The sequence below is a fragment of the Paenibacillus sp. FSL H8-0283 genome, from assembly GCF_045040675.1.
GTDB classification, from domain to species: domain Bacteria; phylum Bacillota; class Bacilli; order Paenibacillales; family Paenibacillaceae; genus Paenibacillus; species Paenibacillus amylolyticus.
In genome coordinates this window covers 5807813-5824027 of the sequence record NZ_CP150295.1, presented here as the reverse complement: position 1 = coordinate 5824027, position 16215 = coordinate 5807813, and the positions used below count along the sequence as shown (strand labels likewise).

15 protein-coding genes are annotated in these 16215 nt (G+C 46.8%); 11 read left to right on the top strand and 4 right to left on the bottom strand.

The genetic code is table 11. The features are described 5' to 3' along the window. Positions 1–68 precede the first annotated feature (68 nt). Complete coding sequence (locus MHI52_RS25695; protein WP_017692385.1) at positions 69–269, bottom strand: hypothetical protein; 201 nt, start codon at positions 267–269, stop codon at positions 69–71. 120 nt (positions 270–389) lie between these two features. Here MHI52_RS25695 and MHI52_RS25690 point away from each other — a divergent pair, with 120 nt between their 5' ends. Further along, complete coding sequence (locus MHI52_RS25690; RefSeq protein ID WP_017692386.1) at positions 390–608, top strand: alpha/beta-type small acid-soluble spore protein; 219 nt, start codon at positions 390–392, stop codon at positions 606–608. 116 nt (positions 609–724) lie between these two features. Here MHI52_RS25690 and MHI52_RS25685 read toward each other — a convergent pair whose 3' ends face one another. Next, positions 725–1705: a metal-dependent hydrolase gene (locus tag MHI52_RS25685; protein ID WP_036605731.1), complete on the bottom strand. Its 981-nt coding sequence runs from the start codon at positions 1703–1705 to the stop codon at positions 725–727. Between the two features lie 435 nt (positions 1706–2140). On the opposite strand from MHI52_RS25685, the gene MHI52_RS25680 reads away from it, so the two are divergent. Then, positions 2141–2752 (top strand): SCO family protein, encoded by a 612-nt coding sequence (locus MHI52_RS25680; RefSeq protein WP_036605732.1) that lies wholly within the window; start codon positions 2141–2143, stop codon positions 2750–2752. Between the two features lie 74 nt (positions 2753–2826). Here the strand turns inward: MHI52_RS25680 and MHI52_RS25675 are convergent, their stop codons facing one another. Beyond that, positions 2827–3174, bottom strand: coding sequence for a toprim domain-containing protein (locus tag MHI52_RS25675; RefSeq protein WP_036605733.1), 348 nt, complete (start codon positions 3172–3174; stop codon positions 2827–2829). A 563-nt stretch (positions 3175–3737) separates the two neighbouring features. Beyond that, the gene (locus MHI52_RS25670) at positions 3738–4913 is read right to left on the bottom strand and encodes an MFS transporter (protein ID WP_405157870.1); all 1176 of its coding nucleotides are present in this window, start codon (positions 4911–4913) and stop codon (positions 3738–3740) included. Positions 4914–5103: 190 nt separating this feature from the next. Between MHI52_RS25670 and MHI52_RS25665 the strand changes: the two genes are divergently transcribed. From MHI52_RS25665 to MHI52_RS25625, 9 genes are all read left to right on the top strand, one after another. Continuing rightward, the gene (locus tag MHI52_RS25665; RefSeq protein WP_174806458.1) at positions 5104–5586 is read left to right on the top strand and encodes an ATPase; all 483 of its coding nucleotides are present in this window, start codon (positions 5104–5106) and stop codon (positions 5584–5586) included. Between the two features lie 18 nt (positions 5587–5604). Next, the gene (locus MHI52_RS25660; protein ID WP_036605735.1) at positions 5605–6750 is read left to right on the top strand and encodes a transglutaminase domain-containing protein; all 1146 of its coding nucleotides are present in this window, start codon (positions 5605–5607) and stop codon (positions 6748–6750) included. A 105-nt stretch (positions 6751–6855) separates the two neighbouring features. Next, positions 6856–8892 (top strand): penicillin-binding protein 2, encoded by a 2037-nt coding sequence (locus MHI52_RS25655; RefSeq protein ID WP_253503184.1) that lies wholly within the window; start codon positions 6856–6858, stop codon positions 8890–8892. Between the two features lie 394 nt (positions 8893–9286). Beyond that, positions 9287–11236 carry a penicillin-binding protein 2 gene (locus MHI52_RS25650; RefSeq protein ID WP_253503182.1) on the top strand — a complete coding sequence of 650 codons (1950 nt, stop codon included), beginning with the start codon at positions 9287–9289 and terminating at the stop codon, positions 11234–11236. Between the two features lie 237 nt (positions 11237–11473). Beyond that, a complete protein-coding gene (locus tag MHI52_RS25645) occupies positions 11474–12418 on the top strand; it encodes a metal ABC transporter solute-binding protein, Zn/Mn family (protein WP_301291295.1) in 945 nt (314 codons plus the stop codon). 30 nt (positions 12419–12448) lie between these two features. Beyond that, the gene (locus tag MHI52_RS25640; protein ID WP_405157869.1) at positions 12449–13270 is read left to right on the top strand and encodes a metal ABC transporter ATP-binding protein; all 822 of its coding nucleotides are present in this window, start codon (positions 12449–12451) and stop codon (positions 13268–13270) included. A gap of 3 nt (positions 13271–13273) precedes the next feature. Next, a complete protein-coding gene (locus MHI52_RS25635) occupies positions 13274–14233 on the top strand; it encodes a metal ABC transporter permease (protein WP_017692397.1) in 960 nt (319 codons plus the stop codon). Next, positions 14233–15105, top strand: coding sequence for a metal ABC transporter permease (locus tag MHI52_RS25630; RefSeq protein WP_253503177.1), 873 nt, complete (start codon positions 14233–14235; stop codon positions 15103–15105). The genes MHI52_RS25635 and MHI52_RS25630 overlap by 1 nt, the downstream gene beginning before the upstream one ends. A 312-nt stretch (positions 15106–15417) precedes the next feature. Next, positions 15418–16167: a Cof-type HAD-IIB family hydrolase gene (locus MHI52_RS25625; RefSeq protein ID WP_047841303.1), complete on the top strand. Its 750-nt coding sequence runs from the start codon at positions 15418–15420 to the stop codon at positions 16165–16167. The last annotated feature ends 48 nt before the right edge of the window (positions 16168–16215 follow it).

The following is a 16215-nucleotide window of genomic DNA, read 5'->3' as shown; positions in this document are numbered from 1 at the left end:
TAAAGAGGAGCCCTATTGAAGGACTCCTCTTTTTTGTGCGTTCATTATTGAACTATCAAATGACCTAATCAAGAAGTGGGCTCTGAAGCAGCCGAACGAACTTCCTGACGTTCTTTTTTGGCACGAATCACAAATCCCCAGCCAATGTTGGCAATGGACAGGACAAACAGTAGTGCAGCAAACCAACCGGAGTAGGAGATCATAATTGCTGAAACCGTTAACAAGATAATCGAAGAGAATGCGAACCATAAAGACAAGCCTTTACTCATTGGGAAAAACCTCCATCTACAAATTTAGTAAAACTCCGTATAACCTGTAGCCTACGAGCCATAATAATCTTGCAAGCTTGCAATTACATTACAGACACAGATTGAAGGGAGATTATAAATATGGCTCAAGGATCTCGTTCTAACAACTTGGTGGTACCTCAGGCAAATTCAGCACTGCAACAATTGAAAATCGAGGCTGCACAGGAACTGGGTGTAACTATCCCACAAGACGGTTACTATGGTAACTACACTTCCCGTGAAACAGGATCTTTGGGTGGATATATCACCAAACGTCTGGTACAAATCGCTGAGCAGTCTCTGGCTGGGTCTGGCAAATAATTTATTTTAACCAACAGCAACAAAACAGGATAAACAGAAAGCCCGGAGCGGAAACGCTCCGGGCTTTCTCGCGTATCAGTTCCTATGTCTGATTGTGCCTTGACATGCTCACTTCGTCAAGGGCGTGCAGATAAAAGTTTTTTATCCATTTTCTCATCGCTTAACCAGCCTACATACGTATCAATCGTCTCGAAATTCCGATCCATCACAATCACAGCGACAAATGGATATTGTTTCCGGTGTCGATAACGTACATCTGCCCAGCGGACCTTGTAACCAGCAGGCAGTTCTTCAACCTCTGCCACCGCATAGGAGGTGAAATAGAGGAAGGCACTGACTTCCGGTGATTTGCGTGAAGCAGCAACGGCCGCATGAGTAGAAGACGAAGCGTGCAGACTCCATACCAGATTAGAACCATCCATTTTACCGATCACATAACTGCCGTCCTCAACTCGTTTAACCACATGCCAGCGGTTCCAGGATATCGTTGGAATGACGATGTATCTTGCCTGCTCTGGGCTGTTGTCGAGACGTCTAACTTTTCTGACTGCTTGTGCACGAGCAATCGTTCGCCATATATAATATAAACCGGTCAAACTATACAACGTAACGAAGAGTGGTGCAGGGGCGATCAGATCAAAGGCCCATAACAGGATAGCTATGACATGTGTAGTGAATAGAAACGGATCAAAAATATGAATGATGTTCCAGGCGATCCAGCGTTCCGTAAAAGGCCGGGCGGCTTGGGTTCCATAGGTGTTGAACAGATCGGTGAATACGTGAAAGCCTACGGCCACAGCGGTCCAGGTGGCAACGTGTCCAATAGGGACACCAGGGAATATCAGTGCAATGACGCCGGTGATGAGCAAAACCCATAACAGGAGAAATGGCAGAGAGTGTGACAAGCCCCGATGATTCCGAATGTAAAGCGAGTTGCTTTTGAGACGTAACGCAGTATCAATGTCCGGGGCCTGGGAACCGGCGATCGTGCCAACCATTACCGCAGCTGCAAGCATGGGACTCGCCGCGACGACAGGATCGACATAAGCCAGACCGGCTAGACCAATCCCCATGACAAAATGTGTAGAGGTATCCATAAACGTCTCCTTTGTGTGGTATATCGTTCTAAGGCATATTACTTCTCTATCTAGGTGATACCCATATATAGTGTATAATATCCGTTTGTCAGGATGCAAAACATCCCTAATTTCAAAGTTATGACAATTTCCTGTGCCATACCCAATAAATGTACGTAGTTTGTCAAACTATTTTGGCATTTCCTATGATAAACTTTATATCGGATACAGTGAGAAAATCGCCAGAGAACGTACGATACTATTCGAATGATATACAATGCTAAAATAATTTATGGGCATTGTTCCTTTAAACCGTTACAATAATATAGAATCTCATAAAAAGTAGGTTTCTTTGAATACATATGTCACAGTAGATGGATAAAGCGAAACGGACGTGATTTTGGATTCACATATGTATGCGTATTCATAAGAGGAGATACAGAAGGGACGAGGAAGATGCTGAAAAAGTACAAATGGACATGGATGCTGCTCGGGCTCGCACTGATTATGGCTGTGTATCTGATGTGGGGCACCGTATTTGCTAGTAAGGAAAAATTACCCGAGATTCGTGAAATCCAATCCTTTTCTATGGAAAATGTAGATGGCAGCACAGTATCGCTGGAGGATACTCAAGGGAAAGTCCGCTTGTTCTACTTTTATTTCACCAGTTGTCCGGATGTCTGCCCTATTACGACCTTTACGTTATCCCAGGTGCAGGATCTGTTGAAAGAGGACGACACCTTTGGTAAAGATGTCTCATTTGTATCTATTTCATTCGACCCGAAAGTCGATACAAGAGAGAAGATTAAGACGTTTGCGGACCGCTTCCACGCGGATTATTCCGGATGGTACTTCTTGCGAGGGGATATGGACAAAACCAAACAGTTTGCCAGGGAATCATTCCAGATCCTGATCGATGGGGAGAGTAAGGATGATTTTGCCCATATGAATATGATTGGTCTGGTGGATGAGAACAACCAGCTACGCAAGGTATATAATGCATTTAATACAGAGGACGTTGTGCCTGCTGTCATTGCCGAGGATATTCGCAATCTGATTAAGGAATAATCATCTGACCATCATACTGTAAAGGCTGCCTCTGGTTGGATATCAATCCAAAGGCAGCCTTTTGGTATTTCATTTTAATAGGAAGGATGTTCAGGGTATTGGATGTATGTCTCTAACCCGGCCTTCTCCAGCTGGGCAATGATATACTCATCAGGTGTTCCTTCCACACCCGCATATCCTCGTCGTGTATACATCTGTACTGCATCCGGGAAAGCATCCCGAAGTACACCTCTAATTTTTTTGCCGGAACTGTCATTATCCATAAATAAAAAGACTTCATCATAACCGACCTGCTTGCGCAGAGTCTCCAGCTTGAGGGAATTAAGTGTTCCAAACGTACATAGAATGTTGATTTCGGGTCCAACCAGACGTTTCAGTTTGCTTCGGTCATTCTTACCTTCCACAATGACATGAATAGGCATGATATTCACCTCTTGTTCGAGAGCTTATGTCGACATTCCCCGGGAAATGTTGCAGCGAAAATCGACTGATTATATAAAATGGACTCCTTTCTTTACACGACTGCTAACTGGATAGAACAACACATCAAGTTTGAGGTCTTATTTCATAAATGCATCATTAGGTCAGTAATAGCTTTAGTGGCCGTTCCAGTTACGGATCGTTCTTCCGATCGCTGTTGTCTCCATATATTTCTGATTTGCTTTTATAAAGTTAATATTTGGAGACAGCTTATGCTTTCGAAGCAGCTTTCTTACAGAAAGCTTTTAGGCGAACGCTACCGCTTCTTCAAAATCGATTCCGTCCCCTTCACTACTTTTGGCTAATTGTTCAACCTTAATGATCTTCAATAAGATAAAACCTTCGGTGATTGTAAAAGATAGATTTCCCAGTTAGCTTTTATTAACGTGTAAAATGTTAGTCCATTTTATATAGTTTAGCTGTAAATGGGGGAATGATGCAAAGCTAATGAAAATACTGGCCTAATTTATGCCGTTACGGTAAGGACACAGAGTCTGATCGGAATTTAATTTAATATACTTTTTGGATCGGACAGAGAAGCTTCGTGTCTGGATGTATAGTATGGAAGCAGCAACATACCAATCATTAACAAAAGAAACGCGATGAAATAGGGTGATAACCCGACACGAAGTTGTCCGGCTGTGATGGGGCCGATGAAAGAGCCGATGGAGGTGGCTATGGATTGCAGCGAGAAAATGCGGCCCAACTTGCTTCCTCCGCTCAGACGGATAAATAGGGTTGCCATAGCTGGAAAGATGATGCCTTTGGACATCCCAAGTACAAATAATACAGTAGACAACGGAACTTGCGGAATGGCTGCCATCACAAAAAAACACAAGGACATTAATAGCACGCCCGCAACCAGACGCAGCTTGGGGGAATACCGGTTGAGAAATAACATGCTGAGGGTGAAGAGTGCTCCAATACTGATAATAGAGAACAGCAGTCCAGTAGACATGATGGACGATTGTCCTCCGCCCCGCAGGGGTAATTCGAAGAAGAGAATCCCTTGGGCACAGGCAATCACCAGAGGCAAGGCAAAGTATCGCCAGGACACCGGCAGGAATGCACTTGTGGCATCTGCGGGTGAAGCGTCAGGTTTAGCAGGTACCGTTACTTTCTCATGCTGTTTGACGATACCACGAGGCATGGTCATGAAAGCAATGACACCTGTGAGAATAAGCAGATAGCCCAATCCTGAGAATGTAGCAGAGAATCCCATGGAACCCACAATGATCGCACCGGCTGCTGGAGATACCACAGACGCGAGGGTATGCACTACCCCGTGACCCGACATATACTTACCCTGTTTCACCGGATCGCTGGATAACTGTGCAAGCAGGGCGAGACATGCAGGAGACAGGAAGGCCAGTACAAACCCGCTGATGGAACGCAACGCCAGCAGTTGCCATGGTGTCTGGACATAGGCTTGTAAGAGCAGGATGAATCCTGCTCCGAGCAGACTGAATACAATGTAGCGGCGACTGCCATGTTTATCGATTTGTGTTCCAGCAATCAGATTGCCAGGAAGATGTGTTAAGGAATAGATGCCCATCATCCAGCCAATGAAAGTAGGGGCGGCTCCCAGCGAGATGGCAAAAGGGGTCAGAATGGGATACTGGGCGTGCAAATCAAATACGGCAAGGAACAAAAACAGGTATAGCCAGATGGCCGTTTTCACATAAGCCCCTCCTTGTTAAGCGATGCATGTTCAAACTACAGGTCTTGAACGTGTTCCCCGTTCGCCCGGCAGAACCTCATGGTACTACTTGTACGCCCGGCGGGACGAACTTAGACCGTTTATTTTTAAGGGAGAGGGCTTAGCTGACAGCAGCTTCGGAAATCATGTATAATATTCGGGAGTGTTACGAATGAATTCTAATACGGAAGGTGTAGTCATGAACATAGAAGTAATCAAAGAGTTTGTGATGCAGAACTGGCTGGTGATCGTGGTTGCATTGATCATATTGTTCTTTGTTCTGAATGTGGTCAAAACCGTATTGAAATGGGCGATTGCCATCATCATTATTGCGGCTCTACTGATATACAGCGGCATCTCCATTGATCAGATCAAACAGACAGTGACAGACGTACAATCCAGCACGATGGACACATTGAAGAAGGAAGCAACCAGCATGATGCTTAAGGAGGCTTCCAAAGCGAAATACGTCAAAGGACAGGATGGAGCGTTCACCATCACAAGTCCCAATGTGGAGATTAAGGGCAGAACTCAATCGGATAAAGTTGATGTGACCTTCCGCGGAATTTCACTTGGCGAATGGAAACTCGACAATGAAACTATACGTACGTTTGTCGAACAGGCACAGGAGAACAAAACAGCACCAGCATCGTAGTAAAGGGGGAATCGGTACGTGCTGCAGAATTGGCTGGACAGCCTGAAGGAATTGAATGGCATCACGATTATGCTGTTGCTGATTGTGGCTGCTTCATTATTGCAGGGTTGGTCCAGAGGGGCTTCGCGTTCAGCAGGCAGACTCTTTGGGTTCCTGATGGATGGCATTATGGCGGTCATTGGTATTCTGTTGTCGATCGGTTTAACGTTGTGGCTTGCGCCATATGTACAGCAGTGGCTGTCTGAGTATGCTTCAGCCATGCCTAACCGTGAGTTGAACCGGTGGGAACAGATGTATTATACGTTGGTTACGGCGATTGCAGATTTTCCGCTGATGCGGTTCGCTGTATTATTTGTACTTAGCTATGGACTCATCCGACTGATTCTCGGGTTTCTCTCTTCATTTATTTTTAGCAGCAGGCAGAGGTCAGCCGAGGAAAGTGCGCCTAAAGGTATGTTTAGTCGCTTGACGGGTGCATTCATTGGCACGATCATAGGCTCCGTCCGCGGAATGATTGTCATCGCAGTTTTGTTCATGATTGTCAGTCTTTACCCTGGAAGCATGTTCAGCCGATATGTGGAAGCGTCCCCGATCTATATGCAAGGGGCCAAATCGGTTATCGAACCGTTGTCTGGCACGTTTATCAAGGACAAGCTACCCGTCTTTACGCAGGCTGTGCAGAAGGAACTGGGCGGCATCCTGCAACGCAAATATGAAGTCATCGACCACAATATTCCGACGGACATTGAATCAGCAGCGAGTGAGATTGTCAAAGGCCAATCGACAGATGAAGCCAAAGCAAGAGCGCTATACGACTGGGTAGGTTCACGTATTCAGTATGACTATGGTAAAGTGGATGACTATGAGCAAAAGGGCATATGGCATGAACAAAATCCACAGAATACATTTGATACACGCAAAGGCGTATGTATTGATTATGCCCGTCTCTATGCCGTGATGGCCCGTTCACAAGGACTTGAAGTCAAAGTTGTTACAGGACTTGGTTATAACGGCCAGGGAGGGTACGGTCCGCATGCGTGGAATGAGGTGTATTTGAGTGGTTCCGAGAGCTGGGTTCCGCTTGACCCGACATGGGCGATCAGTGGAGACTGGTTTAATCCTCCGAATTTTGCCGACACCCATCTAAAGGATCAGTCAGCTTAACATTACAACGGACACTGGTCCGGAATATGACGACGTTGCCAGGTTATCATGCCGCGAAGAATCAGTTTGAGCGGTATGCATCAAGTCATGAAAGAGGTAGGATGGATGAAAAAACATTCCAATGAGAAGGATGAACTTACGGACAAACGGCGCTTCAGTTACCGAATGAACGTATTTTTCTTCGCTTCCTTTGTTATTTTTAGCGTTATTATTGTACGCTTGGCCTTTTTACAATTTGTCGAAGGGCCTGAGCTTAGTCAGGAAGAAGCAAGTAACATTACCAAGGATGTACCACTTCCTCCTGTGAGAGGCACGATCTATGATTCCACAGGTGAGGTGAAGTTGGCTTACTCCAAGCCCATTCAGTCTCTCTACCTGACGCTTTATAAAAACTATGGGGATGTTGATGGGAAACCAAGTCCTAACATAGGGGAAGTGCAGGATATTGCAACCCGGTTGCATGATGTGTTTGAACAGTACAAGCTGAAGGACTCAGAGCCACTTACGGTGGAGAAAATTATTGAAGAGATGGACTTGAACTCCCGCAAAGCGAACGGTTTTATGCCACGTCTGATCAAGAGTGATCTGTCCGAGGAAGAAGTTGCTTATTTCCTACAGCACAAGGACGAGTTCAAAGGTATTCAGATCGTCGAGGAGAGTGTGCGATTCTACGATCCGGATACGGTAGCGGTTCAGACCATCGGTTATCTGAAGAAGTTCAGAAGTTCGAAGTCCTTGAACAAATACAAAGAGGTGGACGAGGCCAATAAAACGCAAACGGATCCGGGCCTGGTGTATACGGAAAATGAATTTGTAGGCTTTGATGGACTGGAACTGCAATATCAGGATGCTCTCCGCGGCAAAAGCGGATATACATCCGTTGATGTTGATTTGCGTAACTTGCCTGAAGGTGTAGCTGGTTCTACCCCGCCGCAGAAAGGGTACGACCTGATTTCCAGCATTAACAAGAACGTTCAGGTGAAAACAGAACAGGCCATTCTGGATCAGTTGAGTTGGCTTCATCGGAATCCGGTTTCCGGTCGATTGCATCCAAATGCCAAGACCGGGTTTGCGGTTGCGATGGAAGTGGATACGGGGAAAATCGTATCTGCTGCCAGTATGCCAGATTATGATACCAACATCTGGAGAACAGGCAGTATCACAAATGATCAGTATGATGATATCAAATATGTGTATCAAAATGGTACGATTCGTTCATTCCCTCCGGATGACTCTAAAAAGCGAGCTGAATCGATCGTGTTACTCGGTTCCACCATCAAACCGCTTAGTGTCTTGATCGGTTTGAAAGAAGGTTTCTTCACTACCAATACGGTTTATTCGGATAGAGGTTCAACGACCTTTGGTGGGGACAATCGCAGAGTGCAGAACTCATCAGGGCATGTTTATGGTGCAATGTATCCTCGTGATGCGATTCGTCATTCCTCGAACGTATTCATGATTGATGAGATTGGGAAGAAGATGTACTCAAAATACGGTGCGACCGGAATTGACAAATGGGATGAATACATGAAGCAGTTCGGCCTTGGGGTATCTACAGGGGTTGATCTGCCGAATGAATTCCTGGGGATACGGGATTACATGAACGACACGGAAAGCTCGCTGACTCGTCTCGTGTATGGTTCCTTTGGACAGCAGGGAAAATACACAACTATGCAGTTAGCACAGTACACGACAATGCTGGCGAACAAAGGAAAGCGGATGGAGCCACAACTGGTTAGAGAGTTCAGGGATTCGGAAGGCAACGTGGTCGAGAAAGTAAAACCTAAGGTACTCAGCACGGTGGAGTTTAACGATGCCTACTGGAATGAAGTACAACGAGGCATGGCAACCGAGGTATCTGCATTTAGCGGATTCCCTTATGACTTTGCCAGAAAAACAGGAACATCGACACAGGTAGTAGGCGGTAAACTGGTGGATAACGGTGTATTTATCGCCTATGCACCACGTAATAATCCAAAGCTTGCTGTCGCTGTGGTTATCCCCGAAGGGGGCTTTGGATCGAGCAGTGCGGCTCCGGTTGCACGTGCGATCTTCGATGCCTATGACGAGGAATTTGGTCTCGACGGTGTACCGAAAAAAGACAAAAATAAAGATTCAGAATCGGGATCAGGCACACAGTGATGTGAGGCATTGGTTACAGAGGACCCTTCATGGGTCCTCTTTTTTGTTTTTACGTGGAGAATGGATCGTAAGAGTGAATTAATTAGTTGCATTAATATGTAACCATATGAGCTGTACCACGTTTATATAAAAGAAGGGTAAACGCGATCTGAAGAATGGGACAACGTTGATATGTCAGTGTTTACATTGAAATCGGTAGATGGGGTAGTGTAATGGTTCTGTTTACGAAAATGTAACCAAATATTGAAAGACGTGACAGCTAACCTTTGGTAGACTTGTATGAGAAAGGATTAAATATAGGATTGAACACGTTCACAAGACGGATTAAATATTTTATTTTTATAAAGGAACGGGAGAGGCTTATAACATGTTTAACCGATTGAGGAAGAAACCCATGACTGAGGAAGATACACCCGTCAACAAGCCTTCCACCGCAAGGCTGAATCTGTTTTTTTTCGCGGCATTTGTCATATTCAGTATCCTTATTTTCAGATTAGCCTTTGTGCAATTTGTCGAGGGTCCTGAACTGACGTATATGGAAACGAGTCGTAATACCAAAGACATTCCACTCGCACCTGTTCGTGGTCCCATCTATGATGCGACAGGGGAAGTCGCGCTCGCTTATTCCGAACCTGTACAGTCCCTGTATGTGCTGTTATATGAGGATTATCGGAATGATGAACGTAGACAGGAAGCAGAGGAACTGGCTCATGATCTGGCGGCTGTGTTTAAGCAGTTTAATCCAGGGGACAAAGAGCAGCCGGATGCGGAAGAGATCATCAAACGATTGGATCTCAAATCTCAGAAGGCACATGGGTATACCCCTCGCCTAGTGAAGTCGGATCTAAACACGAAAGAAATTGCTTATTTTATGGAGAAGAAGGCGGAGTATCCAGGTGCCATGGTACTGGAAGAAAACATTCGAAAATATGATCCGGATGGAGTTGCCGTCCAGGTGATTGGATATACAAGAGAGTTCAAAGGTCAACAGGAAAACTTGGATAAATATATAGAAATAAGCAAGGCGGAGGCAACAGAACGTGATCCTGGACTGCGCTATACCCAGCAAGAAAAAGTGGGGGTCGATGGTCTGGAATTACAATATCAGGAAGAGCTTCGTGGACGTAGCGGTTACCAGTCCATTGATATTAATTCACGTAATTTGCCAGAGGGCACGATGAAACAGACTCCGCCAGAGAAAGGCTACAGTCTGGTTTCCACCATTAACAAGGAAATTCAGATGGCCACACAAGAAGCAATAACGGACGAATTACGAAGACTCCCTAAGGCAATTACCGGATACGCAGTAGCCATGGAAGTGGATACGGGGAATGTGGTGGCTATGGCGAGTATGCCGGATTATGATCCGAACGATTGGGATTATGACAAAATCAAATATGTGTTCCGGAATGGAACCACCGAGTCGTTCCCACCGAATGATGACAAGCCTAGTCGGGCGGAATCCGTTGTACTTCTTGGATCAGTAATCAAGCCGCTAAGTGTGCTTATTGGATTAAAAGAGGGATTATTTACAGCAGGAGAGACCTATCACGATCAGGGATATGCGGTTTTGGGGAAAGACGGGCGACAAGTGAAGAACTCGCATTCTGCTTATAATGGTTCTATTACGGCGAGAAGAGCGATTGAGAAATCCTCCAATGCCTTCATGATTGATATGGTGGGTAAACGTTTGTTACGTAATTATGGCTCAGAGAAAGGCATCGATGTCTGGCACAAACACATGCAAGAATTTGGCTTGGGTGTCTCGACGGGAGTAGATTTACCTAACGAGTTCTTGGGTCGGCTGGAATACAAAGAAGATCATGAATCAGCTCTAACACGTTTGGCATTTGCCTCCTTTGGACAGCAAGCCAAGTACACCACGATGCAACTCGCCCAATATACGACCATGCTTGCCAATAAGGGCAAACGAATGGAACCGCATCTGGTGAAGGAAATCCGTGACGCGGACGGCAATGTGGTGAAAGAGATCAAACCTAAGGTGCTTAATGAAGTTGATTTTGCCGATGCGCACTGGAATGAAGTGCACAAAGGAATGGTTACCAAAGTAAGTTCATTTGACGGTTTCCCTTACGATTATGCTCGGAAAACAGGAACATCAGAGCAGGGGACCGGACCGAACAAAAAAGAGAATGGTGTATTTATTGCCTTTGCACCACGAGATAATCCGAAGCTTGCTGTTGCTGTTGTTGTACCGGAAGGTGGGTTCGGGTCAGTCAGTGCCTCGCCGATTGCACGGAAAATCTTCGATGCATACGATGAAGTGTATGGTCTCGATGGAACGCCAAAAGGTAAGAAAGACGAAGGAAAAGACAACGAGTAATGTAAAAGAAATGCGGCAGATGTAGCGCTTTTACATCACATCTAACAGGTTAATGAAGTGAACAATATATGAATTTGGACAGGCAGGGGAAATAATTCCTTGCCTTTTTTTTTGGCTTCGGATAAAATTTGCACAAGGGAAACATTATTAGTCTTGATTAAAACTTAATACCTTGTACAACAAAATTAGATGTAGACAAGTATTTTAGGAGAGGGAAAGGGGTCGGTTGAATTGTTAATGGTGAAAATGAGGAGTATTCAGAGGGGGTTCATTACGCTAGCCGCTCTGGTTCTGGTTGTTGTACTTACGGCATGTTCCAGTAATGCAGAGACGAGCAGTGGTGGCAAGTTACAAGTAACAGCTACAACGGGAATGATCGCTGACGTAGCACGTGAGGTAGGCGGGGCATATGTTGACGTTACCGGGCTAATGGGCCCGGGAGTTGACCCCCACTTGTACAAGGCATCCCAAGGTGATATTCGCAAGCTGGAACAAGCAAAAGTCATTTTCTATAATGGACTGCATCTTGAAGGCAAAATGACAGACATTTTGGAGAAAATGTCCTCAAGCAAGCTGGTTACTGCTGTTACAGAGACTATTCCAGTCGAGGAGTTACACTCAGGCAAAGATACAGGCGGCACCGAATATGATCCACACGTCTGGTTTAACGTCAGCCACTGGATGCATGCGGCAGAAGCCGTACGCGATACGCTCGTGGAGGCGGACCCGGACCATGCGGAAGAGTACAAGGCTCAGGCAGAGGCGTATCTGGCGAAGCTCGAAGCACTGGATGCAGAGGTGCGTGAGAAGATTCTGGAGATTCCGGAAGCAAGCCGGGTATTGGTTACGGCGCATGATGCATTTGGATATTTCGGTCAGGCTTATGGCATGAAAGTGATGGGGCTTCAGGGCATCAGTACAGCAGCCGAATACGGCGCAAAAGATGTTAGCGAACTGCGGGATTATCTCGTAGATAACCATATCAAAGCAGTATTTGTTGAATCGAGTGTACCTGCAAAAGCGATGGAAGCCATCATTGCCGGAGCAGCTCAAAAAGGACATACGGTCAGCATTGGTGGAGAACTGTTCTCGGATGCCATGGGGGCTGAGGGAACGGAAGAAGGCACATACATCGGTATGATTCGCCACAATGTTGAGACGATTGTAGAAGCACTGAAATAATGAATCACATGAAGAGAGGAGTACAGGATTATGGAAGATACAACTTTATTGAAACAAACTCCTACGAAACTGAACAATAGTCACTTGCAGGGAACGCAGCCAACATCGGCTCCTCTTAGTGTGAGGGATCTTGCTGTTGCGTATCACAAAAAGCCGGTGCTCAGCAGTGTATCCTTCGATATTCCGGAAGGACAGCTCATCGGAATCCTCGGACCGAATGGTGCGGGGAAATCTACCCTGATCAAAGCTGTTCTGGGACTGGTACCGAAGATGCATGGAGAGGTACGGATCTTCGGTCAATCGTACAGGGAACAACGTCGCCACATCGGTTATGTGCCCCAACGGGAATCGGTGGACTGGGATTTTCCAACGCATGCACTCGATGTGGTGATGATGGGACGGTATGGTCATCTAGGCTGGTTCCGTCGTCCGGGGAAAAAGGAGCGAGACCTGGCGGCACACTGCCTGGAGCAAGTCGGCATGGGTGATTACATGTACCGCCAGATCAGTCAGTTGTCCGGTGGACAGCAGCAACGTGTCTTTCTGGCGCGGGCACTCGTGCAAGACGCAGATCTGTATTTCATGGATGAGCCATTTGCAGGTGTGGATGCCACCACAGAGAAAGCGATCATTTCGCTTTTGGAACAGTTGAAGAAACAAGGCAAGACGGTACTGGTCGTTCACCATGATCTAGCGACAGTCGAGGAATACTTCGACCATGTGCTGCTGCTCAATGGACGACTGGTGGCAGGTGGACCGACAAGTGAAGTATTTGTACCGGATACACTGCAAGAGACGTACGGAGGCCGGATTGCGATGATCGGAAGCCGGACGGAGAAAGGCCAGGTGTAGTGCATGTGGAACTGGATCGTTGCCATCTTATCTGACCCCAATACACGTTGGATATTGCTTGGCTGTCTGTTGTTAGGATTCAGTAGCGGAATTATTGGCTCCTTCACCTTTCTTCGTAAACAGAGCCTGATGGGGGACACCCTTGCTCATGCTGCTCTGCCTGGGATCTGTATTGCATTTATGTTGACGGAAACGAAGTCGGTCGGATTATTCCTGTTCGGTGCTCTGGTGGCTGGCATTGTCGCTACCTTCGGAATCTCGTGGATTACGCGCTACTCCCGAATCAAGCAGGATGCGGCGATGGGAATTGTGCTGACCGTCTTTTTCGGGGTTGGTGTAGTGATGCTGACGCGCATCCAGCATGGGGCGAGCGGAAGTCAAAGTGGACTCGATAAATATTTGTTTGGGCAGGCGGCATCCATGGTCATGACGGATGTGTATGTCATGGGTGGCGTATGTCTCGTATTACTGATTGCCTGTCTTGCCTGGTTCAAGGAATTCAAACTGGTGAGTTTTGACCCGGGATTTGCACGTGGTATGGGACTGCCAGTTGCGATGTTGGAGCAGCTCATCCTGCTCTTGACGGTAATCGCAGTGGTGGCCGGGATTCAAGCCGTTGGTGTGGTGCTTGTTGCAGCCTTGCTGGTAACTCCGGCAGCAGCGGCACGTTGCTGGACCGACTCACTCGCACTGATGGTGGTGTTGGCCGGTATATTTGGTGCATTGAGTGGTGCAACAGGCACCATCTTCAGCACGCTTGTACCTAATCTGCCGACAGGACCTGTAACCGTTCTTGCGGCTACGGTGTTGTTTGCCGGATCTGCCTTGCTGGCTCCGCGTCGTGGATTATTAGCTCGACGGTTGCGCAGCATTCAGGCAAAGTCCGCTTATATGCGTGAAGAGCGGGCTACACTTCAGACTCTCGCCACACAGCGAAATCAGCAGGAACGGGGGGAGATGTAATGGCAACGTTTTGGATTATCTTAACGGCCGTATTGGTTTCTTCCGCCTGCGCCATCCTCGGTTGTTTTCTGATTCTGCGGCGAATGGCTCTGGTCGGTGATGCGATCAGCCATGCAGTCCTCCCTGGTATTGCGATTGCTTTCCTGTGGAGCGGTTCCAGAGATTCATTGTGGATGCTAATTGGTGCAACGGTGTTTGGACTACTGACGGTGTTCTTCATACAGAGTTTGCAGGCGGGAGGACTGTCGTCTGATGCCTCGATCGGAATTGTGTTTACTGCACTCTTCGCAGTAGGTGTTATTTTGATTAGTCTGAACGCCCAGCATATTGATCTGGATCTGGACTGTGTCTTGTTTGGTGAGATCGCTTATGTACAGTGGGATACACTAACCCTTGGAGGTACGGATGTCGGGCCGAGGGCGGTCTGGATGCTGGGTATTACTTTGCTAGTCATCCTTGTCGTCATTGGGCTGTTCTACAAACAGTTTAAGCTATGTGCCTTTGATCCGGCGCTGGCTGCGGCCTGCGGCATTCCAGTAGTGCTGTTCCACTATCTGCTCATGGGACTCGTTTCGATGACGTCCGTAGCTTCATTTGAAAGTGTTGGTTCGATTCTCGTTGTGGGCATGCTGATTGTACCTGCGGCAACGGCTTACCTGCTCACAGATCGTCTGGGCAAAATGATTCTGTATGCCGTTCTGATCGGAGCAGCATCTTCGGTTGGAGGTTACATCATGGCTTACGCTCTGGATGCTTCCATCGCGGGCTGTATGGTAGCTGTTGCTGGAATTTTGTTTGTTCTCGCACTGTTGCTGTCACCGAAACATGGCATTGTATTCCGTTACGCTCGTCGCAAATTCGCGGCAAGGTAATGGAAGTTTAAGTGAATAACAGGTGAATAAATAAAATTATAAGAAGCCGTCTGCATCGCAGGCGGTTTTTTTGCGTGTCTGGTCGTATTACTTTGACAAGGGCGACCGGATATAACATATGCAATATAAATTGATAATGTAGCGTCATCCTGCTGATTACGGGTTATTTTGTTGCATACAGATGATCTGTGGTAAAATGTCGTTAGCTGTGACGTCCGGAGCGTCCGTTGTTACGGGTGCCGGGCGATCTTGTTGTGAAAGAATGTTTAAAATTAGGGAGAAATAGAGAGACAACCTAGGAGGAACTACTGTATGAGTGAACTGAAATACAAATTGCTTGCATTGGATATGGATGGAACATTACTTAACGATAATCATGAAATTACACAGGAGACCGCCAAGTGGATTCAAATTGCCATTCGTCGGGGTGTACATGTGTGCCTTTCTACGGGAAGAGCGGTATTCCACGCCATGCCTTATGCGGTCCAGCTTGGGCTGGAGACACCGATGGTTACTGTTAATGGTAGTGAGGTCTGGAAAGCCCCGCATGACCTGCATATGCGTCATCTGATGGACCCGGCATTGATTCGCAAAATGCAGGAGATTGGTGAGAAATATAACAGCTGGTACTGGGCATACTCCGTGGAAGAACTCTTCAATCGTGACCGCTGGACGGACAACATTGAAGGTCTGGAATGGTTGAAATTCGGCTTCAATACGGAAGTGGATGAAGTGCGTCACCAGATCATGATGGAACTGCAACAAATGGGCGGTCTGCAAATGACCAACTCCTCACCCGTTAATATTGAGATCAACCCTGCCGGCGTATCCAAAGCCAGTGGTGTAGCTGAAGTCTGCAAGCTGCTGGGCATCGAGATGTCCGAAGTTGTTGCTGTCGGAGACAGTTTGAATGATCTGGCTGTCATTGAGGCCGTGGGTCTTGGTGTAGCGATGGGTAATGCGCAGGAGCAGGTGAAGGAAGCGGCTGATCTGATCGTAGCGAGTAACAATGAAGACGGCATCGTCGAAGTGATCCGTGAACATATTTTGAAGGGGGAGTAACCTTTGCTCGCAACCGTTGCCTGGATTTTAATTGTGCTGCTGTTTGCA